This window comes from Anabaenopsis tanganyikae CS-531 (genome assembly GCF_029891675.1).
GTDB classification, from domain to species: domain Bacteria; phylum Cyanobacteriota; class Cyanobacteriia; order Cyanobacteriales; family Nostocaceae; genus Anabaenopsis; species Anabaenopsis arnoldii.
In genome coordinates, this window is record NZ_JANQDF010000019.1 from 1 (window position 1) to 24,171 (window position 24,171).

The 24,171-nt window shown below is 42.7% G+C and carries 21 protein-coding genes, 1 tRNA gene and 1 rRNA gene; 9 read left to right on the forward strand and 14 right to left on the reverse strand.

What is annotated here, in order from left to right; all coding sequences use genetic code 11:
* Window positions 1–3 precede the first annotated feature (3 nt).
* Window positions 4–121: ribosomal RNA gene (gene rrf, locus NWP22_RS01905) — 5S ribosomal RNA — on the forward strand.
* Between the two features lie 51 nt (window positions 122–172).
* On the opposite strand, the gene nadA is transcribed toward rrf, so the two are convergent.
* Window positions 173–1,147 (reverse strand): quinolinate synthase NadA, encoded by a 975-nt coding sequence (gene nadA / locus NWP22_RS01910; protein ID WP_271732313.1) that lies wholly within the window; start codon window positions 1,145–1,147, stop codon window positions 173–175.
* Window positions 1,148–1,297: 150 nt separating this feature from the next.
* Here nadA and NWP22_RS01915 point away from each other — a divergent pair, with 150 nt between their 5' ends.
* Together NWP22_RS01915 and NWP22_RS01920 are read left to right on the forward strand one after the other, a co-directional pair.
* The gene (locus tag NWP22_RS01915; protein WP_271732311.1) at window positions 1,298–2,203 is read left to right on the forward strand and encodes a TIGR04168 family protein; all 906 of its coding nucleotides are present in this window, start codon (window positions 1,298–1,300) and stop codon (window positions 2,201–2,203) included.
* A gap of 145 nt (window positions 2,204–2,348) precedes the next feature.
* Window positions 2,349–2,433 (forward strand) — tRNA-Ser (locus tag NWP22_RS01920).
* Between the two features lie 92 nt (window positions 2,434–2,525).
* Here NWP22_RS01920 and NWP22_RS01925 read toward each other — a convergent pair.
* Window positions 2,526–3,428, reverse strand: coding sequence for a S1 RNA-binding domain-containing protein (locus tag NWP22_RS01925; protein ID WP_271732309.1), 903 nt, complete (start codon window positions 3,426–3,428; stop codon window positions 2,526–2,528).
* A 175-nt stretch (window positions 3,429–3,603) separates the two neighbouring features.
* Window positions 3,604–4,353, reverse strand: coding sequence for a dienelactone hydrolase family protein (locus NWP22_RS01930; protein WP_271732307.1), 750 nt, complete (start codon window positions 4,351–4,353; stop codon window positions 3,604–3,606).
* Between the two features lie 207 nt (window positions 4,354–4,560).
* Here NWP22_RS01930 and NWP22_RS01935 point away from each other — a divergent pair, with 207 nt between their 5' ends.
* Window positions 4,561–5,544, forward strand: a complete 984-nt coding sequence (locus NWP22_RS01935; RefSeq protein WP_271732305.1) for a GntR family transcriptional regulator — start codon at window positions 4,561–4,563, stop codon at window positions 5,542–5,544.
* 73 nt (window positions 5,545–5,617) lie between these two features.
* On the opposite strand, the gene NWP22_RS01940 is transcribed toward NWP22_RS01935, so the two are convergent.
* The 4 genes from NWP22_RS01940 to tig all read right to left on the reverse strand — a co-directional run bounded on the left by NWP22_RS01940 (window position 5,618) and on the right by tig (window position 10,356).
* Window positions 5,618–6,529, reverse strand: a complete 912-nt coding sequence (locus tag NWP22_RS01940; protein ID WP_271732304.1) for an alpha/beta fold hydrolase — start codon at window positions 6,527–6,529, stop codon at window positions 5,618–5,620.
* 97 nt (window positions 6,530–6,626) lie between these two features.
* Window positions 6,627–7,961, reverse strand: a complete 1,335-nt coding sequence (gene clpX / locus NWP22_RS01945) for an ATP-dependent protease ATP-binding subunit ClpX (RefSeq protein WP_271732303.1) — start codon at window positions 7,959–7,961, stop codon at window positions 6,627–6,629.
* A gap of 9 nt (window positions 7,962–7,970) precedes the next feature.
* The gene (gene clpP / locus NWP22_RS01950) at window positions 7,971–8,669 is read right to left on the reverse strand and encodes an ATP-dependent Clp endopeptidase proteolytic subunit ClpP (RefSeq protein WP_271732301.1); all 699 of its coding nucleotides are present in this window, start codon (window positions 8,667–8,669) and stop codon (window positions 7,971–7,973) included.
* A 265-nt stretch (window positions 8,670–8,934) separates the two neighbouring features.
* The gene (gene tig / locus NWP22_RS01955; protein WP_271732300.1) at window positions 8,935–10,356 is read right to left on the reverse strand and encodes a trigger factor; all 1,422 of its coding nucleotides are present in this window, start codon (window positions 10,354–10,356) and stop codon (window positions 8,935–8,937) included.
* 769 nt (window positions 10,357–11,125) lie between these two features.
* Between tig and NWP22_RS01960 the strand changes: the two genes are divergently transcribed.
* From NWP22_RS01960 to NWP22_RS01975, 4 genes are all read left to right on the forward strand, one after another.
* Window positions 11,126–12,157: an aspartate-semialdehyde dehydrogenase gene (locus NWP22_RS01960; protein ID WP_271732298.1), complete on the forward strand. Its 1,032-nt coding sequence runs from the start codon at window positions 11,126–11,128 to the stop codon at window positions 12,155–12,157.
* 155 nt (window positions 12,158–12,312) lie between these two features.
* Window positions 12,313–13,200: a 4-hydroxy-tetrahydrodipicolinate synthase gene (gene dapA, locus NWP22_RS01965; RefSeq protein WP_271732296.1), complete on the forward strand. Its 888-nt coding sequence runs from the start codon at window positions 12,313–12,315 to the stop codon at window positions 13,198–13,200.
* Between the two features lie 310 nt (window positions 13,201–13,510).
* Window positions 13,511–15,283, forward strand: a complete 1,773-nt coding sequence (locus tag NWP22_RS01970) for a ribonuclease J (protein ID WP_271732295.1) — start codon at window positions 13,511–13,513, stop codon at window positions 15,281–15,283.
* A 624-nt stretch (window positions 15,284–15,907) separates the two neighbouring features.
* Window positions 15,908–16,285 (forward strand): Mo-dependent nitrogenase C-terminal domain-containing protein, encoded by a 378-nt coding sequence (locus NWP22_RS01975; protein ID WP_271732293.1) that lies wholly within the window; start codon window positions 15,908–15,910, stop codon window positions 16,283–16,285.
* A 67-nt stretch (window positions 16,286–16,352) separates the two neighbouring features.
* On the opposite strand, the gene NWP22_RS01980 is transcribed toward NWP22_RS01975, so the two are convergent.
* Complete coding sequence (locus tag NWP22_RS01980; RefSeq protein WP_271732291.1) at window positions 16,353–18,293, reverse strand: caspase family protein; 1,941 nt, start codon at window positions 18,291–18,293, stop codon at window positions 16,353–16,355.
* A 443-nt stretch (window positions 18,294–18,736) separates the two neighbouring features.
* On the opposite strand from NWP22_RS01980, the gene rpmF reads away from it, so the two are divergent.
* Window positions 18,737–18,910, forward strand: a complete 174-nt coding sequence (gene rpmF / locus NWP22_RS01985; protein ID WP_271732290.1) for a 50S ribosomal protein L32 — start codon at window positions 18,737–18,739, stop codon at window positions 18,908–18,910.
* Between the two features lie 94 nt (window positions 18,911–19,004).
* Here the strand turns inward: rpmF and NWP22_RS01990 are convergent, their stop codons facing one another.
* From NWP22_RS01990 to NWP22_RS02015, 6 genes are all read right to left on the reverse strand, one after another.
* Window positions 19,005–20,387 carry an aldehyde dehydrogenase gene (locus NWP22_RS01990; RefSeq protein ID WP_271732318.1) on the reverse strand — a complete coding sequence of 461 codons (1,383 nt, stop codon included), beginning with the start codon at window positions 20,385–20,387 and terminating at the stop codon, window positions 19,005–19,007.
* Between the two features lie 53 nt (window positions 20,388–20,440).
* A complete protein-coding gene (gene ureC / locus NWP22_RS01995; protein WP_271732289.1) occupies window positions 20,441–22,147 on the reverse strand; it encodes an urease subunit alpha in 1,707 nt (568 codons plus the stop codon).
* Between the two features lie 66 nt (window positions 22,148–22,213).
* Window positions 22,214–22,591, reverse strand: coding sequence for a GxxExxY protein (locus NWP22_RS02000; RefSeq protein WP_271732287.1), 378 nt, complete (start codon window positions 22,589–22,591; stop codon window positions 22,214–22,216).
* A 42-nt stretch (window positions 22,592–22,633) separates the two neighbouring features.
* Window positions 22,634–22,939: an urease subunit beta gene (locus NWP22_RS02005; RefSeq protein WP_271732286.1), complete on the reverse strand. Its 306-nt coding sequence runs from the start codon at window positions 22,937–22,939 to the stop codon at window positions 22,634–22,636.
* A 21-nt stretch (window positions 22,940–22,960) separates the two neighbouring features.
* Window positions 22,961–23,263: an urease subunit gamma gene (gene ureA / locus NWP22_RS02010; RefSeq protein ID WP_271732285.1), complete on the reverse strand. Its 303-nt coding sequence runs from the start codon at window positions 23,261–23,263 to the stop codon at window positions 22,961–22,963.
* A gap of 22 nt (window positions 23,264–23,285) precedes the next feature.
* On the reverse strand, window positions 23,286–24,119 hold the full coding sequence (locus tag NWP22_RS02015; protein ID WP_271732284.1) for an urease accessory protein UreD: 834 nt from the start codon (window positions 24,117–24,119) through the stop codon (window positions 23,286–23,288).
* Between the last annotated feature and the right edge of the window lie 52 nt (window positions 24,120–24,171).

Consider the following 24,171-nt stretch of genomic DNA (forward strand, 5'->3'; position numbering starts at 1 on the left):
TTTCCTGGTGTCTATGGCGCGGTGGAACCACACTGATCCCTTCCCGAACTCAGAGGTGAAACGCTGCAGCGGCCACGATAGTTGAGGGGTAGCCCTCCGCAAAAATAGCTCGATGCCAGGTTTAATATTATACGACAAAACACCCCCCCAAGGGGTGTTTTGTTTATACAGATTAACTGCTCATCTCCAGCATCCGTTGTATTGGTCGCAGCGCAGCCTGGCGGATATCCTCTGACATTGTGATTTCCGGAATACAATTTTTCATCGCTAAATATAATTTTTCCAAAGTATTTAACCGCATAAATGGACATTCGTTACAAGCACAGTTGTTCAATGGCGGGGCAGGAATAAAGTGCTTTTCCGGGGAAAGTTTCTGCATTTGGTGAATAATACCCGGCTCTGTAGCCACTATAAATTCTTTTGTAGGGCTGTTTTGACAATATGTGAGTAAGGCGGCTGTTGAGCCGATGAAACTTGCGTGGCGCAATACGCTAGTTTCACATTCTGGGTGAGCGATCGCCTCAGCTTGTGGGTGTGTAATTTTCAACTCCACAATCTTCTTTTCAGAAAATGTTTCATGAACAATACAGCTCCCGTCCCATAGCAACAAATCTCGTCCGGTTTGTTCCATCACATACCGTCCCAAATTCCGATCCGGAGCAAAAATAATCGGCTGTGTCGGTGGTATTTGTTGCACAATCTTGACAGCATTGGAACTGGTGCAGATAATGTCACTCATGGCCTTAATGTCGGCAGAGCAGTTGATGTATGAAACCACTAGATGATCTGGATGTGCTGCTTTAAAAGCTGCAAAAGCTTCTGGTGGACAACTATCTGCTAAAGAACAACCAGCATTTAAATCTGGTAAAAGCACTAACTTATCAGGGTTAAGTATCTTTGCTGTCTCCGCCATAAAGTGAACACCAGCAAAGACAATCACATCTGCATTTGTCTGGGCTGCAGCTTTGGCTAATTGCAAGGAATCCCCAATAAAGTCGGCGATATCCTGAATATCCGGATCTTGATAGTAATGAGCCAGGATCACTGCATTGAGTTCCTTTTTTAGACTCTCAATGGCAGTAAATAAATCTAGTGGTAGTTCACCAGTTTGGGTTTTGTTTTTTTGAGGTAGTGCGGTGGTAAACACAGTTAGGAGTTGCCTTAAGTTCCACGTTTTTGTTCTGTGGATTCAATTATAGTAGTTTTTACCAAAAATAGTAGGGGGTCGATATCCCGTCTGTTCTGTGCAAATCCGGCGGAGTTTCATATGCTGGATATAGACGGCAAGGAAAGTGGCATGACCAGTCAGAAAACCAAATCAATAACCCTAAAAATTGCTGTAGTTGGAGATGTTCACGACCAGTGGGAAGTAGAAGATGGCATTGCACTCAAGTACCTAGGTGTTGACTTGGTGCTGTTTGTGGGCGATTTTGGCAATGAATCGGTGGATGTGGTCAAAGCGATAGCCTCCCTGGATATTCCCAAAGCAGCAGTGATGGGAAACCACGATGCCTGGTATACTGCCACGGAATGGGGACGGCGGAAATGTCCATATGACCGTTCTAAGTCAGATTGGGTACAAGAACAACTCGATTTATTAGGACCTGCCCACGTAGGTTACAGTCGGCTGGATTTTCCCACCTGGAATTTAACTGTGGTGGGAGGTCGTCCTTTTACCTGGGGTGGACCAGAGTGGAAATTTGCGGACATCCTGCAACAACGGTATGGTGTGACGAGTATGGAGGAATCCACTGACCTGATTGTCAAAGCCGCAAACAGCGCCGCTCATGACACGATTATTTTTCTGGGACACAATGGACCTAGTGGTTTAGGCGATCGACCCGAAGACCCCTGCGGTAAGGACTGGCATCCCATCGGTGGTGACTTTGGCGACCCAGACCTGGGCGCGGCGATTTCTCAGGCTCTCACGTCCGGTAAAAAAATTCCTCTGGTGACGTTTGGTCATATGCACCGCACCCTCAGACATACAAAAACAGTCCAGCGCAAAGCTGTATTTAAAAGTCCAGAGGGAATCATTTACCTAAACGCAGCAAATGTACCCAGGATTTTGGAAAATCAGGGGCAAAGGCTGCGCAATTTTTCCATTGTCTCCCTAGAAGCCGGTGAGGTCTCCCAAGTCTCCTTAGTCTGGGTAGGCTATGATTTCCAGGTGACTGTAGAGGAAATTCTCTATAGGCGATAGCCCAGGATGCCAAAGATATTTTTCTTTAGTAGTGCCATCTGTGTAGATGATCAGATATATTATGATATGTCGGCTTGTTAATATTTGGCAAAGGCGCTATAATCCTATATTGTCGTATGTTTATTATAAGTTCGACAGTTTTATTGGAGAGGTGGCAGAGTGGTCGATTGCGTCCGACTTGAAATCGGATGAGGCTAAAACCTCCGGGAGTTCGAATCTCCCCCTCTCCGTTTGCAAATATATTAAGCTTACCCGGGTTAGAAAACCGGGTAAGCTTAAGCCAAGACGCAAAAGCGCAAATAATTGCCGTGAAACTATGCCCCTATTCCGCAGATTTCTTACTAGCTCGATTAGCACGCGCTTCGGCTGAAGCCATTACTTCATCAAAATTCTCCAAGATTTCACCAGGGAAATTTTCTAAAATTCTTGTAGAAAGAGCAACACGACCTTTACCTTCATCTAAGTCAATAATTACAGCCTTAATTGTTTGACCAATTTGAAAGACCTTTTCTAGAGAGTCAATGAATTTTTGGCTGACTTGCTTAATATGTAGCAAACCACTCAGACCATCTAAATCTACAAATACTCCAAAAGGTTTAATACCAGTAACTTTACCTTCTACTAGCTCATTTAGTTCTAATAAGCTGAAGTTGCTAGAACGAGTAGCCAAACGTTGGGAAAGTATAAGTTTTTTAGTGTCAGGATTAATTTCTAAAAAACTCACGGTCAAACTTTGGCCTTTTAGCGCTTCTAGATTATCACGTTCGGCTAAGTGCGATCGCGGAATAAACCCTCGCAAGGAAAGCAGGTCAACAGTAACACCACCTTTATTCACACCGGTGACCCTGACTTGCACCGTTTGACCGCCTTCTTGCATTTCGGCGAGTCGTTCCCAGATTTGCCGAATTTCCAACTGTTTTCGGGAAAGGGTGACTTGACCTTCTGCATCCTGATCTCGGATAATCAAAAACTCTAGTTCCTCATGCAATGGCAGCACCTCCGATAAATCGGTCACTGCTCTCAAAGAAGCCTCATCACGGGGGAGAAAAGCGGATGATTTGCCACCAATATCTACATAGGCTCCATTAGGGTCAAGTTGAAATACTTTCCCGCTTACAACTTGTCCCTTTTGAAACTGGTAGTCGTGTACTTCTAGTGCTTTGGCAAAATCGTCCATAGTAAAAGACGAATTGGCTAGTTGAGAAAGTTTCGATTCGGAGTTCATGACGATTAAAGATAAATTATTATTTGATGTGATGCCACTGGAGTTGTACTAAACCCCTAACAAGTTCCGAGCTAGTAGGAGTGTTAGGTAATTATGGCATGATTATTTGGTAGGGAAAACAACCTAAAATAGCTTGAATAGTCCCCAATCCAGGGACTTTCCCCTGCTTTTGTCTCTAGGCTCCTAACACACTGCCAAAAAGTTGTTTCACCTGCTCCCAAGCATCACCTGCGGCTTTAGGATTATAGCTGGCGCGATGGTTACAGAAAAATCCGTGTTCAGATCCATCGTAGCGAAACACTCGATGAGAAATTTTATATTTTTCTAATTCTGCGGCAATTTCATCGACCTCTGCTGCGGGGATGCTGACATCTTCCAAGCCAAAAAAAGTATATATTGTGCCTCGGATATCCGGGGTACGGGTGATGGTAGGAGCGCCACCGCCAGGGGTGCGAGTAGTAATACCAGCACCATAGAAGGAAGCAGTAGCTTTAATATCTGGTAGGGTAGCAGCAAGATAAGCCACATGACCACCAAAACAAAAGCCAATACAGCCAAAGCTATCGGGTTTCAGGTGGGGCAGGGTCTTGAGATAGTCAATGGCTGATTGAATATCACGCAATAACTCTGATGCTTGAGTCTGTTTCCAAGCATATTTTCTGCCAATTTCAATATCCTCTGCGGTGTAGCCTGTTTCAAAATCAGGGGCTTGACGTTGAAAAAGTGCCGGGGCGATCGCCACATATCCTTGTTGAGCAATTCGTTCTGTAACTTCCCGAATGTGAACATTGACACCAAAAATCTCTTGTAATACCACAACACCAGAATAAGAACCAGGTGCTTGTGGCTGTGCTAAATAAGCGGATATTTGTAGATTATCTTGCGAAATCTTCAACTTTGCTGTCTGTATAATTTTTTCTTCCATAAAAATTTCTACCTGTGTTGTGTAATTAAGTATTTAATGATTTGATATCAATATGGCAGTAAATGTAGCTATTTCCCAAGAAAATTATCAATTAGCAAAAATTGCGGGAAAAAATTTTCCCTCGAAAAAATAAATGTGTACATAACATCTTTAATACTAATCGATACACTCGGTTAGTTGCCTTTACTAATATCAATAGGTTTGGTCATGATTAAATTCCGTATTCAGCCAGACAGTGAAATACCCGCTTCCAGTCAGCTATTTAATCAAATTCAGTTTGTCATCGCCTCCCGACAATATCCACCTGGATATAAATTGCCGAGCACAAGAGCGTTAGCAATGCAAACTGGGTTACACCGTAATACCATTAGCAAAGTTTACCGGCAGTTGGAAGAGGACGGTTTTGTAGAAAGTATAGCTGGTTCGGGAATTTATGTGCGGAGTCAAGGTCATGAATACGGTAGCAAGCTGCAATACCCATTCATCAGAAAAGAAACTGAAGATGGGTATAAACTAGTGCAAAAAGCACTGGATGAGATGTTATCTCAAGGCTATTCACTGCATCAAGCGCGGGAGATATTTTTAGGTGAAATTGATTGGCGCTTAAGTTGTAGCGCCCAAGTATTGGTTGCAGTTCCCTCCCATGATATAGGTGTCGGGGAATTGATGGTATATGAATTAAAAATATCTCTAAAGATACCTGTACAGTTGGTAGCGATAGAAGAATTAACGGCCTTGTTAGATAAAACTACTTCGGCTACAGTGGTCACAAATCGTTATTTTATCAGCGATGTAGAGGCGATCGCCGCCCCAAAAGGCGTACGTGTGATTCCCCTGGATATCTACGACTACAGCAAAGAACTGGAACTACTCAAAAGCTTACCGAAGGAGAATTGTGTAGGTATAGTGAGTCTGAGTTCCGGGATTGTTCGTGCTGCACAAGCAATTCTTCATGGTTTACGAGGCGATGAACTATTAATCATGACTTCCCAGCCAAAAGATGCTTATCAAATCAGAGCCATTGTCAAGCGGGCGGAAGTAATTATCAGCGATCAAGCCAGTTTCCCAACAGTACAGGCCGCACTACAAGCATCACTAGAAGAGATTATTCGTCCACCCAAACTGATTAAAGTGGAAAATTATATTGGGGCTACATCGATTAATTTGTTAAAACGTGAACTGGGACTTTAGCCACATAGCCTTTCCCAATATGAAATTTATCTGTGTTTATCTGTGGTTTAACTTTATGGCTACGCCACGCCAGCTATTGGTATACCTGACTCACCTGTAGAAACTCGTCTAATACTTGTAAGTAAGTTGAAGCATCTTCTAACATAGGAAAATGGGATGTATTAGGAATAATGGTAAACTTAATATTTTCGCTCCCTGATGCGGCCTGACGACCCATTTGCGCCGGAATAATTTGGTCATACTCACCAGCCACCAGCAAAACTGGTACTTGCACCTTGGCAAACTCTTGGGGCATTATCTCCGCTTGCGCTTTACTAACTGAGGTATAAATTGTACCTAAAGCTGTATCATAGTCTGCTTGCAGAAAATCTTGCAAAAAAGCCTGACGTTCAGAACTAGCAATTGGGCTATGCAAGAATCTAGCCATAAATATTCGGTCAACTAATGGTATTTTACTTAGCCACTTAGGACGAAATTTGACTACATAACCACCAAATTTATGAAAAGCCGTAAAGGCTTTTTCGTCGTACTGAAAAATACCACTACAGGTTAAAATAGCTCGTTCTACTCGTTGGGGATAGCGGTTAATAAACAATGTTGCAATAGATGCACCCATGGAATGAGAGTTAATATAAACGCGTTGGAGTTGCAACTCATCTAGTAAAGTTGCTAAATCCTCAGCATACTCTTCTAATTCATAGCTTAACTCTTTGATTGCTACTGATTTGTCTGGGTTTGACTGGGACGTTACAACAGATGCACCGGATTCGACTATATTAGGTTTTCCGCGAGAACGACCAAAACCCCGCAGATCGTAGAGTAAACAATCAAATTGGTCTGCTAAAGCATCAGCCGTACTTTTCCAGTACCTCGCTGACCCCCCCCAACCATGAATAAAAACCATTACTGGCTTTACCGAAGAACCAGATGGTTTTTTCACCCACTCATAGTAATGCTCAACACGACGAACACAAATATAAGGCATTTTTCCAGAGTCGAAAATCAAAAGTCAAAAGTCAAAAGTCAAAAATCAAAAGTCAAAAGTCAAAAGTCAATGACCAGTGACCAGTGACTAATGATACCTACGCTGATTCTGGCTTAGGTAGGGAAGAAGGATGTACTATTAATTCAGCTGTTGAGCGCTTCTCTACCATTTCCTTAGTAATCATGCACCGAGTGACATCCTCGCGGGATGGTAATTCGTACATGACATCAAGCATTAGTTCTTCCACAATACCCCGCAAGGCTCTAGCGCCCGTTTTCCTGCGGTAGGCTTCTTGAGCGATCGCCCGCAAAGCATCCTGTTTAAAATCTAATTGAACGTTATCCATGTTGAGCAGCTTCTGGTACTGTTTGACCAAAGCACTGCGTGGTTGGGTGAGGATTGCCATCAGCGCTTCTTCATCCAAAGGATCTACTACAGCTACCATTGGTACTCGTCCGATAAATTCAGGAATCATACCAAACTTAACTAAGTCATCGGGTTCGAGATGGCGCAGAGTATCAGCAACCCGCTTTTCTTTGGACTGACTGTCCCCCGGTTGGACAAAACCCATTGACTTTTTACCCACTCTCTGATCTACTACCTTCTCTAAACCCACGAAGGCACCACCACACACAAAGAGAATATTGCTCGTATCAATCTGGATACAATCTTGATAAGGATGCTTACGACCTCCTTGAGGTGGCACATTGGCGATTGTTCCCTCTAACATTTTCAGCAAAGCTTGCTGAACGCCTTCACCGGAAACATCGCGGGTAATGGAAGGATTTTCACTCTTGCGAGCTACTTTATCTATCTCGTCAATGTAGATAATTCCTCGCTGGGCTTCCTCCACATCCAAATCTGCCACTTGTAACAGTCGCAGCAGAATATTTTCTACATCCTCACCAACATAACCTGCTTCTGTGAGTGTCGTGGCATCAGCCACAGCAAAGGGTACATCCAAGATTGTGGCTAAGGTTTGAGCCAAAAGGGTTTTGCCACAACCAGTTGGACCAATTAACAAAATATTGGACTTTTGCAGTTCTACAGCATCGTCTGCGCCATTTTTACCTTTCGATTGAATGACTGCCAGCCGTTTGTAGTGGTTATAAACTGCCACAGACAGAACTTTTTTGGCCTCGTCTTGACCGATAACGTGTTCGTCTAGATAATTTTTAATTTCTCTAGGCTTGGGAATTTGGTTAAATGAGAGATTAGAAGAGCGGGCACGACGTTTTGGAGGTGTTTCTGACCTTGGTGCTGGTTGTGACGCAGCCGTATTCGTGTCCAGTAGCTCTTCGTCTAGGATTTCATTACACAAGTCAACGCATTCATCGCAGATGTAGACTCCCGGACCTGCGATTAATTTACGAACCTGCTCTTGAGACTTGCCACAAAAAGAACATTTTAAATGGGAGTCGTACTTAGACATACCAGCCTCTTATTTCAGAATGGTGACGTTTTCCCCGGCGGTGGGAATATTTTGTCTGGAGATGACTTGATCAATCAAACCGTAGTTTTTTGCTTCTTCTGCCGACATAAAAAAGTCGCGTTCGGTATCTGCCTCAAGTCTTTCTAGAGGCTGACCAGTATGATGACCGAGTAACTGATTCAACTTAGCCTTCACATAAAGAATTTCTCGCGCTTGAATCTCAATATCAATGGCTTGACCTTGAGCCCCACCCAGTGGTTGGTGAATCATGATGCGAGAGTCAGGTAAAGACATCCGTTTACCAGCAGAACCGGCGGCCAACAGGAAAGCCCCCATACTTGCGGCTAATCCAAAACATATAGTAACAACATCCGGGCGTATTTGTTGTATTGTATCATAAATTGCCATCCCCGCGTAGACAGAACCCCCGGGGGAATTGATATACAACTGAATATCTTTCTCCGAATCTTCCGCGTCTAAGAACAGCAATTGAGCAACAATGGAATTAGCAACAGCATCATCTATGGGAGTACCCAAGAATATAATCCGCTCTCGCAGCAAGCGGGAGTAAATGTCAAAAGCACGTTCTCCCATGCCAGACTGTTCTACCACCATCGGTACAATGTTGCTGGGTCGGCTCAAGTGAGAGCTAATTTTGATTGTGCTTAAACTATGGATGGGATGATTTCCCGACTGGGATAGAAGCATATAAGAATAATTGAGAATTAAGTTAGGAGGGGTTTGCTGGCAGTTATTGCCGCCTTGTGAACTGATGCAGTTTTATTTGAGCTATTTGTTAACCATTATGCCTCATATATATAGCTGTGGGTAAACACCCCACCCACGCTAATTTTCAGGCAATATTTCCCTCACAGAGGTGATTAATCACTCTGCGACAAGGAAGTACCGAGTAGGAAAGATTGTTACTCAGCACTTTCTTATACAGACACGATAATTCGCGTCTGTACACCAATTATATTGATTCTGTACTAGCAGAGGTGCTTTGTTCCTCGCCCTGATCTACAGGTGTCTCTAACTCGCCGGAAATTTCTGCTGCTGAACTCAGAGATCCTTCAGGAACAAGTTCCACTGATGAGTGTTGTAGAAGCCAATCGACTATTTTTTCAGTTAACAGTTCGTTTTCCACCACTGAGCGCATTCTTTGGGCGTCAACTTCTTGGTCTGCGTACTGTTCCATCACTTCAGCCACTCTGGTTTCCACTTCTTCAGGCGTGACCTCGATAGATTCCCGTTTACCTACTTCCAGTAATCCCAAAGACTGTTTCAGACGTTGAATGGCTTCATCGCGCGATCGCTCCCGTAATTGGGGTATGATTTCTTGGGTAAACAGCTGTCTCACATCTAATCCTTGCTGAGAAAGCCGCATTGCAGTTTGTGTTAGCATCGCGTCTATTTCCTTATCAATCAAGGTTTGTGGTAGGTCAACCTCCACGTACTTCAACATTTCTGCCAACAAAGCTTGCTGCTGGTTGGATTTAGTTTTTTCCTCAGCCTCTTTTTGATATCGTGCTTCTAAAGAAGCACGCAGTTCATCCAAGCTCTCAAATTCACTAACTTCCTGAGCGAAGTCATCGTTTAATTCTGGTAGTTCTTTTTCCTTCAGTTCTTTAAGTGTAACTGTGAAAATTGCTGCTTTTCCGGCTAAATCTTCGTTTGCGTAAGGATCTGGGAACTGAGCAGCAATTTCTCTGGTTTCTCCCGGATTCATCCCCACCATCCCTGATACAAAGCCGGGGATAAATTTATCTTCTTGCAATTCCAGTTGAAAATCTGTGGCCTCGGCTCCCGGAATTGCTGTCGGTTCGGTTGTTTCCTCTTCGCCTTCACCTTTGGCCAGCACACCTTTAAAATCAACCACAGCCACATCACCAATTTGAGATCCACGTCCTTCCACAGGGATCAGCGTCGCCAACTGTTCCCTTTCCTTTTCTATGACTTCATCAACTCGACTGGATTGGTATTTGATTTCCTCCGCTTTAGCTGTTAAACCGGTATACTGTAGCAGATTAACCTCTGGTTCTACATCTACAGCCGCTAAAAAGGTTAGGGGTTTTCCTGGTTCATAATTACTAATCAATTCCTCAAAAGAAGTCCGCAGTTGTGGTTGTCCAATTGCGGGTATTTCTTCCTGTTTGAGTGCCTTTTCCACGCCATCTTGAAGTATTTCTTCGAGGGCTGCTGCTTTAATACGAGTTATACCCAGCCGTTGTAGCAATATTGGCCGCGGTACTTTACCTTTACGAAACCCAGGAATACTTGTACTACTGGCTAAGTTTTTAATTACCTGTTCATAAGTTTGCTTAGTAATTTCTGGCGTAATCTCGATTTCCAAGCCGATTTGGCTGGCGGGAAGTTTTTCCTGGGTAACTTTCATGCTTCGTCTCTGTATTTATTTCTGATTTTTTTGTCTCCCAGTTGGCACTTGATGCGATTTACCGCTTCTGTGGCTTGATTGCTCTTGCCCTGGGAATGGGGGGAACCCACAAGTTACTCAAAATCCCATATTATTATATGGATGAGTCTTTTCAGTAGATATCCAGTTTACTGCTCATGGCAAAGGACTTGACAATTTATTGCCATAAGTTTAACTATGGAAACTCGCAGTTATGCAAGAACTTTAGCAGTTCTTGTTTTTTCAAATACTGTGATATCTTGTTTCTCAAGTTGTATCTTATGCTAGGAATGGTTCTACTGTTGGTTCTGTGTACCTTGTGGGGCTGAAAGTGACTGTTACCTAAACAGGAAGCTACATTTTTAACTGTGCTGGTTGCAGTCAATCTGAATCATAGTACACCCATCGTGATTCGCAACCCACTTGACAATCTCGATAGTTGTTCGGTTAAAAACTGTCAGCATTACACCATGCTCAAGTGTAGACACTCCTTTTCTTGTACTGGACATGAGGTTGTTGTATAATATTATTATATAATTTTCGGGATAAGTGGAGGAATTGAGCAGCAATAGTAGTTAAATTAAATGTCTTTAACTTCATGTCACCTATAAAATCAATGCACTTTTTGCCGAAAAATCCCATAGAATTAAAAAAAATATTCAAAATAGACCATCACTATTTAGAGATTTAAGTATAAAATATCATCCGGTTGAAAAACAATACAGAGAATCTGGGAAAGGAGAAAGCCGATTTGTCAAAATCATATAGTGTAGGTATTTTGGGAGCAACTGGTGCTGTGGGCACAGAGTTGCTGGAATTACTAGAAAGCCGGAACTTTCCAGTGGGGGAGTTGAAGCTATTGGCATCAGAGCGCAGTGTAGGGAGATCGCTGCGGTTTAAAGGTGAGGATTTACCGGTAGAATTAGTGAGCGATCGCACCTTGGAAAATCTGGACTTAGTTCTAGCCAGTGCTGGGGGTTCTACATCGAAAACTTGGGCAGCAGTGGCTGTGGAAAAAGGTGCGGTAGTAATAGATAATTCCAGCGCCTTTCGGATGAACCCGGAAATTCCCTTGGTAGTACCAGAGGTGAATCCCCTAGCGGCCGCTAACCACAAAGGTATTATCGCCAACCCCAACTGCACAACAATTTTGATGACAGTGGCAATTTGGCCTCTGCATCAAATTAACCCTATTAAACGGATTGTAGTCTCAACCTATCAATCAGCCAGCGGTGCAGGTGCCAAGGCCATGGCAGAAGTCAAAACCCAAGCTAGCGCTATACTACAAGGACAGCAACCGGTGACGGAAGTTTTGCCTTACCCATTGGCGTTTAACTTATTTCCACATAACTCAGCTTTAAACAATTTGGGTTACTGTGAGGAAGAAATGAAAATGGTCAACGAAACCCGCAAGATTTTTAACGACCAACAAATTAGAATTACTGCTACTTGTATTCGGGTTCCTGTACTACGCGCCCATTCCGAAGCAATTAATTTAGAATTTGAAAATCCATTTAGTCCAGATACAGCCAGGGAAATTTTAAGTCACTCTCCTGGCGTAAAATTAATCGAAGATTGGGAAAAGAATTACTTTCCCATGCCCATGGAAGCCACATCTCAGGACGATGTTCTAGTGGGGAGAATTCGTCAGGATATTTCTCACCCTTGCGGCTTGGAACTTTGGCTTTCTGGTGACCAAATCCGTAAAGGGGCGGCGTTAAATGCAGTCCAAATTGCCGAATTATTAGTAGAAAAAAATCTACTAAAATCTGCAAAAAGATAGGTTTATACTGAATAATAGCAATGGAATTTCAGTTATTTTTGGGGAGAAAAATCAAGATGAGTGAATTACCCTTGAAACAAGTTCAGCAATAGGTTATTAAAATAGAGAACCACCAAGAGATAAAAAACTAAAAGGCTAATTAGGAGTGAAACAGGGTGGGAGAATTTGGCAGAGTTTTAACCGCTATGATTACGCCGTTCAAGGCAGACGGCAGTGTCAACTATGATGTAGCCTCAAAACTAGCAGCACATCTAGCTAACAACGGTACAGATACATTGATAGTATGTGGCACAACGGGTGAATCCCCTACCCTAAGCTGGGAAGAGGAATACCAGTTGTTTGTGGAAGTATTGCAAGCGGTGAGTGGAAAAGCCAAGGTGATAGCAGGATGTGGTTCTAATTCCACAAAAGAAGCGATCGCCGCCACCCAAAAAGCTGCTACAATAGGGGTGCATGGTTCATTACAGGTTGTACCTTATTACAACAAACCACCACAATCGGGTCTCTACCAGCACTTTCAAGCCATCGCCCAAGCTTGTCCAGAACTGCCAATACTGTTATATAATGTTCCTGGGCGTACTGGTCAAAATCTGAGTCCAGATACAGTTGCTAAGTTAGCGGAAATTGATAATATTGTTGGTATCAAAGAAGCTAGTGGCAATTTAGACCAGGCGAGTGAAATCCGCCGGTTGACACCAAAAGAATTTGACATTTACTCTGGAGATGATTCCCTAACCCTGCCCTTGTTAGCAATTGGAGCTACAGGCGTTGTGAGTGTAGCTTCTCATCTGGTAGGCAATCAACTACAAGAGATGATCCAAGCTTTTAGTGTGGGAAAAATCGCCAGTGCTAATGAAACTCATCTACAACTATTTCCATTGTTTAAAGCTTTATTTTTAACTACAAATCCCATTCCAATTAAACAAGCATTGAAACTTCAAGGTTGGGATGTCGGTTCAACTCGTCTACCCCTGTGGGAAGCTGACTCAGATGTTACTGATAAGTTAAGAGCAGTGCTGGAAGAACTTAATTTAACTAGATAGTAACTTATTGAATGCTTACTAACTTGAGTGAGAGTAATTTTAACTGGTTTACCAGAGAAATTACTCCGCTAAGACTGTCATAGATATCTGATTTTGTAGATGTAAAAGTGTAGAAGCCCACCGCACAGTAGAGAGATTAGATAAAAGTTATATATGTAAAATGCTTTTTTTTTATAACAGGAATAAATGAACAATCTCACGCAAAATATAGCTGCTTTCAGATAGGAAGCTGGTATTTGATTTCATAACAAGATTGCTGAATTTGAATTTATTAACTCTGAAGAAAAACAACAACAATCCAAGGAAAATAATGGTAAACAACGAAACTAAATCTGCCCTCAAAATTATTCCATTGGGCGGATTACATGAGATTGGCAAAAATACTTGCGTTTTTGAGTATGAGGACGAAATTATTCTTTTAGATGCGGGATTAGCCTTTCCGACCAAAGGAATGCTAGGGGTAAATATTGTCCTACCAGATACAACCTATCTACGGGAGAATCGCCAGAAAATTAAAGGTATGATCGTCACCCACGGTCATGAAGACCATATAGGCGGTATTGCCTTCCACCTCAAGCAATTTGATATCCCGGTAATCTATGGTCCTAGACTAGCAATGGCAATGCTAGAGGGTAAACTAGAAGAAGCAGGGGTACGCGATCGCACCGATTTAAGATCAGTTAGACCCCGGGATGTGGTGCGCATTGGTCAACATTTCTTTGTGGAATATATTCGCAATACCCACTCCATTGCCGACAGCTTTACAGTGGCTATTCATACCCCTTTAGGTGTGGTCATCCACACGGGAGACTTTAAAATCGACCATACACCTGTAGACGGCGAAAACTTTGACTTGCAAAGGCTAGCAGAACACGGTGAACAGGGTGTACTTTGCTTACTGAGTGATTCAACTAACGCAGAAGTACCAGGATATACCCCTTCAGAACGCTCTGTTTATCCCAACCTTGACCGGGAATTTGGTAAAGCTACCGGGCGCTTATTTGTCACTACCTTTGCTTCCAGTGTGCATCGGATCAACATAATTTTACAGTTGGCGCAGAAGCATAAGCGGGTGGTATCAGTTGTTGGTCGCTCCATGCTGAATTTGATTGCTCATGCTCGCAATCTGGGTTACATCAAGTGTGATGATAGTCTGTTCCAGCCATTGCATGCAGTTCGCAATTTGCCCGATGAAAAAGTCTTGATTTTGACAACTGGCTCACAGGGTGAAACCATGGCAGCCATGACCCGCATTGCCAACAAAGAACACTCCCAAATCAAAATCCGCCCAGGGGACACAGTAATATTCTCTGCTAACCCCATTCCTGGCAATACGATCGCGGTGGTCAACACCATCGATAAATTGATGATTCAAGGGGCAAACGTGGTATATGGACGGGACAAGGGTATTCACGTTTCTGGTCACGCCTGTCAAGAAGAACAAAAACTGATGATTGCCTTAACTCGTCCCAAGTTCTTTGTACCATTTCACGGTGAACATAGAATGCTGGTTAAGCACTCGGAAACCGCTCAGAGTATGGGTATTCCTGCCGACAACATGGTAATTATCCAAAATGGCAACATTGTGGAATTAACACAAGATTCTATCCGTGTGGCGGGTACAGTCAGATGTGGTATAGAACTTGTGGATACTACTAGTTCTGGAATGGTGAGCGCTCAAGTTCTCCAAGAACGACAACGTATGTCAGAAGAAGGTATTGTCACCATCGCCACCGCCATTGATTGGAACGGCCAGCTCCTGGCTAAACCAGAAACTCATCTGCGGGGTGTAGTAACTAATGTAGAGCGATCGCTTGTGCAAAAATGGGTACAACAGCGCATTGAAGAAATGCTCAGTGTGCGCTGGTCAGAATTTGCCCAAGTTCGTGAAGGGGAAAGACCCGAAGTAGACTGGGGTGGATTGCAAGGGATGCTAGAGCGAGAGTTGCAACGCTCTATCCGTCGAGAACTACAATGTCAACCAACAGTAACTTTGTTGATGCAAATTCCCGAAGAACCACCTGTCAAGGTTGCTGATGGTAGAAGACGGCGGACTCGCCCCACAGCCCAGGTAGCATCCTAATCATCGCGCCGCACCGGGGTTGAAGATTTGAGAACCCCTGACTTTGACGAGTCGGGGGTTTTTTGGTTCTTCTTAACTAATGATAATAATAGGACTTATGCAAGATTGGACTAAAAACCTGGTTCTGATGTAGGGGTGATTCATGAATTACCCCTACTTTCGTTCTGTTTTGCGTAAGTCCTGAGACATTTAAACGCGGCGATGAATTTAAAACAAGAAGCGGTCAGATTGACCGTGTTAGCCTGTGGACTTCGGTTCATAGTTATCACGTAAGTCATTCTATGGAGCAGATCGGACAAAAGTACTATTTTGGTTTACCAAAGATATTCCCAGCCTTTTTTATGTTAAGTTTTATAAAAGTTACACTAAACCCTGTCTAATGACAGATGGCTTTATTAAAATTTAAAGTATGTCAAGTTATGAATAAGATTGCATGATCACACTACCGATATAGCGACAATTACGATTAACTTGACGTAGTCATAAGTTGGATTATGGCCTAAGTGGCTAGTGTAACGCCCGATTGTGACTTAGTCAGAGAATAATTCCTCCGGCAAAAATCATTGCTACGTTGTATATATTCATCAGTAAGGTGAATAACCTCATTAATATAGAGGATTAACCATGAAGGTATTTGATAATACCACAAAGAAGTTTTTGTTAACAAGCTGGGTATCTTTTAATCAAGGCGATACTAACAAAGCTCCTATAAGTCAGTTACAAGATTCAACTTCCCAGTCTAACCGTGATCTCCTCCAACCCCTGCGCCATTGGGTAGATAGCATTCCAGTTAATAATCGCCAACGATCTCATCTGTTGTGTAAACTGATTCCGGCTCAATGTCCCTTTGAGCGCGATATCAAATTATTTGGTAAAACCCTGTTTCACATTCCGCCCATGTGTAAACTCAATCCTTTATACGAGGAACTCGTGGGTTTACGTTTCCGCGCTCTGTGCTACCTTGCTGACGAATGTGGCGAGGATGTGTCGCAATACTGCTAATACTCAATGCTTTGTTCTTCAGTGAAAAGTTAAGAGTTGGGGGTTAATCCTTAATTCCTAACTCTTTTTAATTCTTCTGGGTAGCCCGCCATTTTTGGATGGCTTCTTGAGCATCTTCGTAAGTTCCTGTCATCTCTGGGACTAAAGTAGCGGTTTCAATTGCTGCTTCGATATTACCTTGCTCTGCTCGAGTCTTCGCCAGTGCCAAAATTTGTGTACTCCATTCATTGATGGATTTTTGGGCGCGATCAAATCCTGGTTGACCTGGTGGTACTCTTTTAGCGACTTCAATGGCACGATTATATGATGATGCTTGTCCCGGTCTAATTAACGCCTCAGCTGCATCTATAACAATATTATTACTTAAATATTGTTTAGCTTCTAACTGCCATTGGGTAATTGCCAGTTGTGCTTGAGAATAAAGGTCTTGGTCAAGAGTAATTAATTGGGCTGCAGCAATGGCACTTGTATATTCTTTTTTTTCGGCACGACCCTCTGCTAACTCTAGGATCATGCGACTCCAAACTTGAATATTCTCCTGAGCTTGTTTGTAGAGTGGGTCACCTGGTTGAATTGCCTTAGCATTGGCGATCGCTTTGCTCAGATCACTGGCTTGGGTTGCTCTCAGAGACATTCTTGATAATTCTGAAACTGCTTGACTGCGCTTTTTAGACTCAGAATTAGAGGAAACTTGGGCATTAGATGGGGTTTGTTGTCTCGGAGTTAATGGTGGTGTTTCAGAGGCTGAAGAATGATTTTGTTCAACTGTTTCGGTGGGAGGTGATGAAGGTGATATTTCTGTAGTCTGTTTGACTTGCAAATATCTTACTTGATTGCGGAGAATAACTATAGAAATCAAAGCGACTACCAGCATAGTACCGCCTCCCCAAAATAAAAACTGTTTCCATAGCGGGGGATCTGTCTGATTCTCGGGTAATGGCGAGTCATCGGCTTGAGGTACATGATGAATGAAGCTCTCCCCTGTAGTAGTTGGGGTGTTCTCTTGGTTGAGATACTGCCCCTGCTGTGAGCCTGGGACTTGTGATTCTGATAATTTGCCAATATCTGGTATAAAGTTCGGCAAATTCACAGAGGGTGATTGACTACCCAGGGTAGTTTCCACACCCAGGTATTCTCCCCACATAGTCACGTTTTGCGTCTTGGGTAAATTGGGGGGGGTTGTTGCGCCCAGAACAGGCGCTGTGACGGACACGGCAAAGCTTTCCTCCGGAAAAATAACTGGTTCGGCTTTAACTGGTTCCTTGTGGCTTTGCATCTCAAACTGCGGTAATATCGCTTCTGGGTGAGATGGAAATATCGTTACCGGGGTTTGGACAGGTCGCCAATAGTGTTGACATAATTCTGGGGTAAGAACACTTAAATAGCTGTCTAGATCGGCTAAGTGAGTGGCATTACCAGAACGCAAAGCTTCTAATAATGCGGCTGTGAAGAACCCATGACCCAGTTCGCTACTTTCATGGGAGAATTCATCACATTGGCAAGAAAGAATGGCCGCAATTTGTAGTTCTTTAGCCAGTTCTATGGTTTCTGCTCCCACGGGGCTATTTGCTTGGGTGCCAAAAGCACGATTGATGTCCAGCAGCAGCACTGTATTAACTTCAGCCAATTGCAGACTTTGCATCAGCGATCGCAATTCTATGCCAGTTTCTGCCACCAATTCCGGATTTCCTTCCACTGGCATTAAGTAATCTTTGCCCTTGTAACTCACCCCATAACCGCTAAAGAATAACCACAGATGATCTTGTGGTTGCCAACAACCCGCGGTCAAATCCTCCAACAACAGCAGAATATTCTGCTTAGTGGGATAGGTCGATATATCCCCAATGGGAGGCGAGGACTGTGTCATCAATAAACAGCGCTGCTGTAGTAACCCTCCCTCTTCAACCAAAAAACTATTTAACACCTCGGCATCTGCTTGAGCGCAACGTAAGGGTTGAAAGAACTGATATTGATTGATGCCAATTGTGATCGCCCAGTAATTTGCCATCCCGCTCTTTGTAGGTTATTGATTCTTGTATTGCCTAAAATTGCGCTCGGCTTTGCTGAAAAAACAAAGCTAACCTATGTTTTATACTTTTTGCAGAATCTGATCCAGTAACTGAAATATAAGCATTTTTTATGCTATCATGATTAAATTATGATATTTATTAAATATCATATTACCAGTGATCACTGAGGTCGATTAGGCTACACTCAAGAATATTGCTCAAGCAAGATCATTGATCATCCTCTTTACATTTATTTATTGGCCAAATTGGCAAAAAGATCCGGATATTTCCCTGAATTATTTGACTGTAAACGGCAATTGATTTGTAAATATTCCCAAATTGATCGCGCAAATCGGAATTTTGCCATTTGAAACCGCCCCTATAAAAGTCGAGTTTATAGCTTAGAATAGGGAGGTTGTCAAAAATTGCGAGATCCGCTAGTATGGCTGTCCCTAAGAAGAAAACATCCAAATCAAAACGAGATAAGCGTCGAGCCACCTGGAGACATAAAGCTGCTGTCGAAGCCCAAAAGGCTCTTTCTCTGGGTAAGTCAATTTTGTCTGGACGTTCTACCTTTGTCTATCCCACCGCTGAAGAAGACGAAGCAGAATCATAATTTTCTGGACAAGCTAGGCTTTAGATTTATAGGTTACGGTAATGAGTAATCGGGAAACCCCGTTACCCATTACTGGTGGTCTTCAATAGAAGTTCTAGCCCAGAATTCGTTTTAAGGCAGATAATTTGCCTTGGTAGGGAGCGTATCGCCAGTCTAAATCCAACCAAAAAGAATTTTTTAACACACTTTTGTCATGAGAAAAGGTGTCAAAACTTGCTTTTCCATGATAGCTACCAATCCCACTGTCACCTACACCACCAAAGGGTAAAGATGACACACCTACTTGCATTACTGTGTCGTTTATACACACTCCACCCGATGAGGTTGCCTGTAAAACTTGTTTTTGCAGGGTCTGATTCTGAGTAAATATATATAAAGCTAAGGGTTTGGGACGGGAGTTAATTAAGGCGATCGCTTCTGTAATATCTGTATATTCAATTATAGGCAGGATAGGGCCAAATATTTCTTCTTCCATGACTGGATCTGTTAAAGAAACATGATCAAGTAACGTAGGAGCGATATAAAGTTCCTCAGCTTTGGTTTCTCCCCCTATAATAATTTGCCCGTTTTCAATCAGATTAACCAATCTGTCAAATTGCTTTCGACTGATTATCCTGGCATAATCTGGACTATTTGCCGGATTATCTCCATAAAATTCTTTGAGGCATTTTTTCAGACCATCTACTAAATCTTGTTTGATTTTTTGATGAACTAACAAATAATCAGGTGCAATACAAGTTTGTCCTGCATTGATAAATTTTCCCCAAGTTATGCGTTTAACCGTATGTTCAAGATGAATATCAGTATCTACAATACAGGGACTTTTACCGCCTAATTCTAAAGTAACTGGTGTGAGATGTTTAGCTGCGGCGGCCATGATAATTTTGCCAACTTTTGTCCCACCAGTGAAAAAGATATGATCAAACTTTTCTGCTAGGAGTTTTTCACTGGTTTCTATACCTCCTTCTACTACGGCGATATACTCTGACGGAAAATACTTACCAATGATTTCAGCTAATAAATTAGAAGTATGGGGCGCAATTTCTGAAGGCTTGATAATAGCACAATTACCCGCTGCGATCGCACCTACTAAAGGAGAAATAATTAGCTGTAAAGGATAGTTCCAAGGACCGATAATTAAAACCACCCCTAGAGGTTCTGGATATATTTTAGCCGAGTAGGTGAAAAACTTCCAGGGAACTGGTGCTTGTTTCGGTTTAGTCCAACTCTTGAGGTGTTTGATAGCGTAATCTATTTCAGTGACTACACCAATTTCTATAGCATAAGTTTCAAATTCCGGTTTATGTAAGTCTGCTTTTAGTGCTTGAATTATTGCTTGTTCATTGTCAAGTACTGCTTGTTTAAGAATTTTCAGTTGTTCCAGGCGAAAAGTAATATCTTTTGTTTTACCAGTTTGAAAAAATTCCCGTTGATTATAGAGCATCTCAGGAATATTGAGTAAATTGTCACATAACATATTTGTAACTATTTGTCCAGGCATTTAAATTTATTCTCCAGTAGTTAAATGATCTAAAACAGAAAATATCTTTGCGCCATGGGTAAAACCTTGGCGGGTTCACAAGTCAACAATTCACCATCAGCTCTCACCTCATAGGTTTCTGGGTCAACTTCAATGCGTGGGAGCGCATCATTTAGCCTCATATCTCCTTTACTGATTTGACGTGTCCCCGAAACAGCAACTATGGACTTTTGTAAACCCAATTGGCTGTTAATTTCCCTTTGTACTGCAGCTTGGGAAACAAAAGTTAAAGATGTAGCGTGACGCGCACCCGCAAAACTAGCAAACATAGGGCGCATATGTACTGGTTGGGGTGTGGGAATACTAGCATTAGCATCACCCATCTGTGACCACGCAATCATCCCACCTTTAATGACAATTTCTGGTTTCACACCAAAAAACGCTGGTCGCCACAAGCACAAGTCTGCTAGTTTCCCTGGTTCTACAGAGCCGACATACTGAGAAATACCATGAGTAACTGCAGGATTAATCGTATATTTTGCAATATATCTCTTGGCGCGATTATTATCCGCAAGTCCATCCCCCGCAAGGCTCCCCCGTTGCACCTTCATTTTATGGGCTGTTTGCCAGGTACGAATTATTACTTCTCCTACCCTACCCATAGCTTGAGAATCGGAGGCAATCATACTAAACGCGCCTAGGTCATGTAGAATATCCTCAGCGGCGATGGTTTCTCGGCGGATACGGGACTCAGCAAAAGCCACATCTTCGGGAATGCTAGGGTCGAGGTGATGACATACCATCAACATATCTAGATGTTCCTCTAAGGTGTTGACAGTGTAAGGGCGTGTGGGGTTGGTAGAAGATGGTAAAACATTGGCTTGTCCGCAAACCTTAATAATATCTGGAGCGTGTCCACCCCCTGCACCTTCAGTATGGTAAGTATGGATAGCACGATGTTTAAAAGCGGCGATGGTATCCTCTACAAACCCGGCTTCGTTGAGAGTGTCTGTGTGAATTGCTACTTGCACATCATATTCATCAGCTACACCCAAACAAGTATCAATAGTGGTGGGGGTAGTTCCCCAGTCTTCATGGAGTTTTAACCCCATCGCACCTGCTAAAATTTGTTCTACTATTCCTTGGGGTTGACTGGTGTTACCTTTACCCAAAAAGCCTAAATTCATGGGGAACGCATCAGCAGCTTGTAACATCCGGTGCATATTCCAAGGTCCAGGGGTGCAGGTGGTAGCGTTTGTTCCTGTAGCAGGTCCAGTACCACCACCCAACATAGTAGTAATCCCAGAAGCGATCGCCACCTCAATTTGCTGAGGACAAATAAAATGAATATGACTATCAATACCCCCAGCAGTGATGATCATTCCCTCCCCAGCTAAAGCTTCCGTACCCGGGCCAATAATAATATCTATATTGTCTTGAATATAAGGATTTCCCGCCTTACCGATTTTGAAAATTTTACCGTCTTTAATGCCAATATCTGCCTTGACCACACCCCACCAGTCGAGAATTAAGGCGTTTGTAATCACTAAATCTACCGCGCCATCGGCGTTAGAAATGGGGGATTGTCCCATTCCGTCTCTAATAACTTTACCGCCACCAAATTTCACTTCATCGCCATAGGTGGTAAAATCTTGTTCTACTTCAATAAATAATTCTGTGTCAGCTAGTCTAATGCGATCGCCTACTGTAGGGCCATAGGTTTCGGCGTAGGCTTGACGAGAAATTCTATAAGGCATAGTAAATTGCTCCTAATTATATTTAAACGCAAAGGTACGCAAAGGAAAGCGCAAAGGTACGCAAAGTTAGAGTTGGTGAACTACACGTTTGATTCCTTCTTTGAGGAGGGTGACATTAAAGTTGATGAGGAGACCAAGTTTACAGTTAGCCAGTTTTAGGTAAGTTAAAAGTTGTACTGCGTGAATTGGTTTAAATGATTCTACGGTTTTGACTTCAATAATTACCTTATTTTCTACCATTAAATCTAATCTATAGACACAATCCAATTTGACATTTTCATACATCAGGTGTAGTGGAACTTGCTTACTCACATTTAATCCCTGTTTCCTCAATTCATAATCCAAACATTCCTCATAGGCCGACTCTAATAAACCTGGACCTAGGACAGTATGCACCCGCATTGCACAACCAATAATTATCCGACTCAAATCATTCTCATCCATACCTTTGCGTCCCTTTGCGTCTACCTTTGCGCCCCTTTGCGTTTAAAGACTTCCATTAACTTTGCTATTAAACCCGTAAACTTGACGACTCCCTACTAAGGGTATTAGGGTAACTTGTTTTTGGTCTCCCGGTTCAAATCTTATTGCTGTTCCTGCGGGAATATCAAGTCGCATTCCCCGCGCTTGTTCCCGGTCAAAATCTAAGGCTGGATTCACTTCATAAAAGTGAAAATGGGAACCTACTTGAATCGGTCGATCGCCTGTATTTGCAACTTGTAGTTTAATGGTAGGACGACCTGCATTTAATTCTATGTCGCCATCTGGTGTAATAATTTCCCCTGGAATCATGGTTTTACTTTTACCTAATAATTATCTAATGGGATTATGTACAGTTACTAACTTAGTACCATCGGGAAAGGTTGCTTCTATCTGGACTTCTTGTACCATTTCGGGTATACCTGGCATAACATCATCTTTTGTTAATACGGTTGTCCCATAAGTCATTAGTTCTGCTACAGTTTGCCCATCTCTTGCTCCTTCTAAAATAGCAGCGGAAATATAGGCGACTGCTTCTGGATAGTTTAATTTTAAACCCCTATTTTTACGTCTCTCTGCTAATAAGGCGGCGGTGAAAATCAGCAGTTTATCTTTTTCCTGGGGTGTCAGTTGCATTCTCTTATCCTCTATGCTTTGTTCAAACCTGCCATACTCTGGGTACGCAGCTACTACGATTTAAAACGGATACTCGTAGTAATTGCCAAATAGCTGTAAACCAGTTTCTCACTTCTGATGTGGAAGTACCACGATATCGACACAAAAATCCATTTTGTAACTGTGTCATACCGATATCCCCAGTACCCACCCATAAATTCCGCATTTTTGCCAAGGTTTCCCCAGAAATAGGGTTTCCTACCCAAACCAGACTACCTACTATTGGTTGTCCCGCTAAACCATGAGGACTGTGAAAAACCTCTTCGCTACCGGGTAACCATTGGCGATCAATCCACAGGGGAAGGCCTTCCTGCCAAATTTCTGTGTGCGATCGCCATTCTCCTTGGAAAAATTTTTCACCCCTCGCAGTCCGACCAAATCGGGTAATTTCCCAACCTAACCAACTGGCTCCCGGTGCTAATTCTACCCGTAAATCTTGGCGATAAATTGCTCCGTTAAATATTATTGTTTCTTGGGGGAGCCATTCTAAACAAGCACCTGCATCAATTTGGATGTTTATATTTTGCCTGGCTTGTAGTCCGTTACTTCTGTATATTTTACTGGCTGCTGCTGTGGTAATTAATGCTTTTGCTTGGGGTTGGAGGTGGAGGTTATAGGATAGGCGATCGCCCCCTACGACACCCCCCGCAGTGTGTAATATCACACTATGACAAATTTTTGCCCCCTCTGGATAAAAAGGCCGTTGTACCTTCAGGGGTGCTTGCTGGTGACTGTGAATTAACTCGGTATTATTCAGGCGATCGGCATATACTAGATTAAGTTTGCCATGCCAACCTTCTGCGGGATTAGAACTCATTTATAAAATTAAACCTTTACACCTTCAGGACTGAGTTTATATAATTAAAAAA

Bases quoted from the DNA above. Each gene is read 5' to 3' on its own strand.
- NWP22_RS01915 (WP_271732311.1), top strand. From the start codon at position 1,298: ATGACCAGTCAGAAAACCAAATCAATAACCCTAAAAATTGCTGTAGTT.
- NWP22_RS01925 (WP_271732309.1), bottom strand. From the start codon at position 3,428: ATGAACTCCGAATCGAAACTTTCTCAACTAGCCAATTCGTCTTTTACT.
- NWP22_RS01930 (WP_271732307.1), bottom strand. From the start codon at position 4,353: ATGGAAGAAAAAATTATACAGACAGCAAAGTTGAAGATTTCGCAAGAT.
- NWP22_RS01935 (WP_271732305.1), top strand. From the start codon at position 4,561: ATGATTAAATTCCGTATTCAGCCAGACAGTGAAATACCCGCTTCCAGT.
- NWP22_RS01940 (WP_271732304.1), bottom strand. From the start codon at position 6,529: ATGCCTTATATTTGTGTTCGTCGTGTTGAGCATTACTATGAGTGGGTG.
- clpX (WP_271732303.1), bottom strand. From the start codon at position 7,961: ATGTCTAAGTACGACTCCCATTTAAAATGTTCTTTTTGTGGCAAGTCT.
- clpP (WP_271732301.1), bottom strand. From the start codon at position 8,669: ATGCTTCTATCCCAGTCGGGAAATCATCCCATCCATAGTTTAAGCACA.
- tig (WP_271732300.1), bottom strand. From the start codon at position 10,356: ATGAAAGTTACCCAGGAAAAACTTCCCGCCAGCCAAATCGGCTTGGAA.
- NWP22_RS01970 (WP_271732295.1), top strand. From the start codon at position 13,511: ATGGTAAACAACGAAACTAAATCTGCCCTCAAAATTATTCCATTGGGC.
- NWP22_RS01975 (WP_271732293.1), top strand. From the start codon at position 15,908: ATGAAGGTATTTGATAATACCACAAAGAAGTTTTTGTTAACAAGCTGG.
- NWP22_RS01980 (WP_271732291.1), bottom strand. From the start codon at position 18,293: ATGGCAAATTACTGGGCGATCACAATTGGCATCAATCAATATCAGTTC.
- rpmF (WP_271732290.1), top strand. From the start codon at position 18,737: ATGGCTGTCCCTAAGAAGAAAACATCCAAATCAAAACGAGATAAGCGT.
- NWP22_RS01990 (WP_271732318.1), bottom strand. From the start codon at position 20,387: ATGTTATGTGACAATTTACTCAATATTCCTGAGATGCTCTATAATCAA.
- ureC (WP_271732289.1), bottom strand. From the start codon at position 22,147: ATGCCTTATAGAATTTCTCGTCAAGCCTACGCCGAAACCTATGGCCCT.
- NWP22_RS02000 (WP_271732287.1), bottom strand. From the start codon at position 22,591: ATGGATGAGAATGATTTGAGTCGGATAATTATTGGTTGTGCAATGCGG.
- NWP22_RS02005 (WP_271732286.1), bottom strand. From the start codon at position 22,939: ATGATTCCAGGGGAAATTATTACACCAGATGGCGACATAGAATTAAAT.
- ureA (WP_271732285.1), bottom strand. From the start codon at position 23,263: ATGCAACTGACACCCCAGGAAAAAGATAAACTGCTGATTTTCACCGCC.
- NWP22_RS02015 (WP_271732284.1), bottom strand. From the start codon at position 24,119: ATGAGTTCTAATCCCGCAGAAGGTTGGCATGGCAAACTTAATCTAGTA.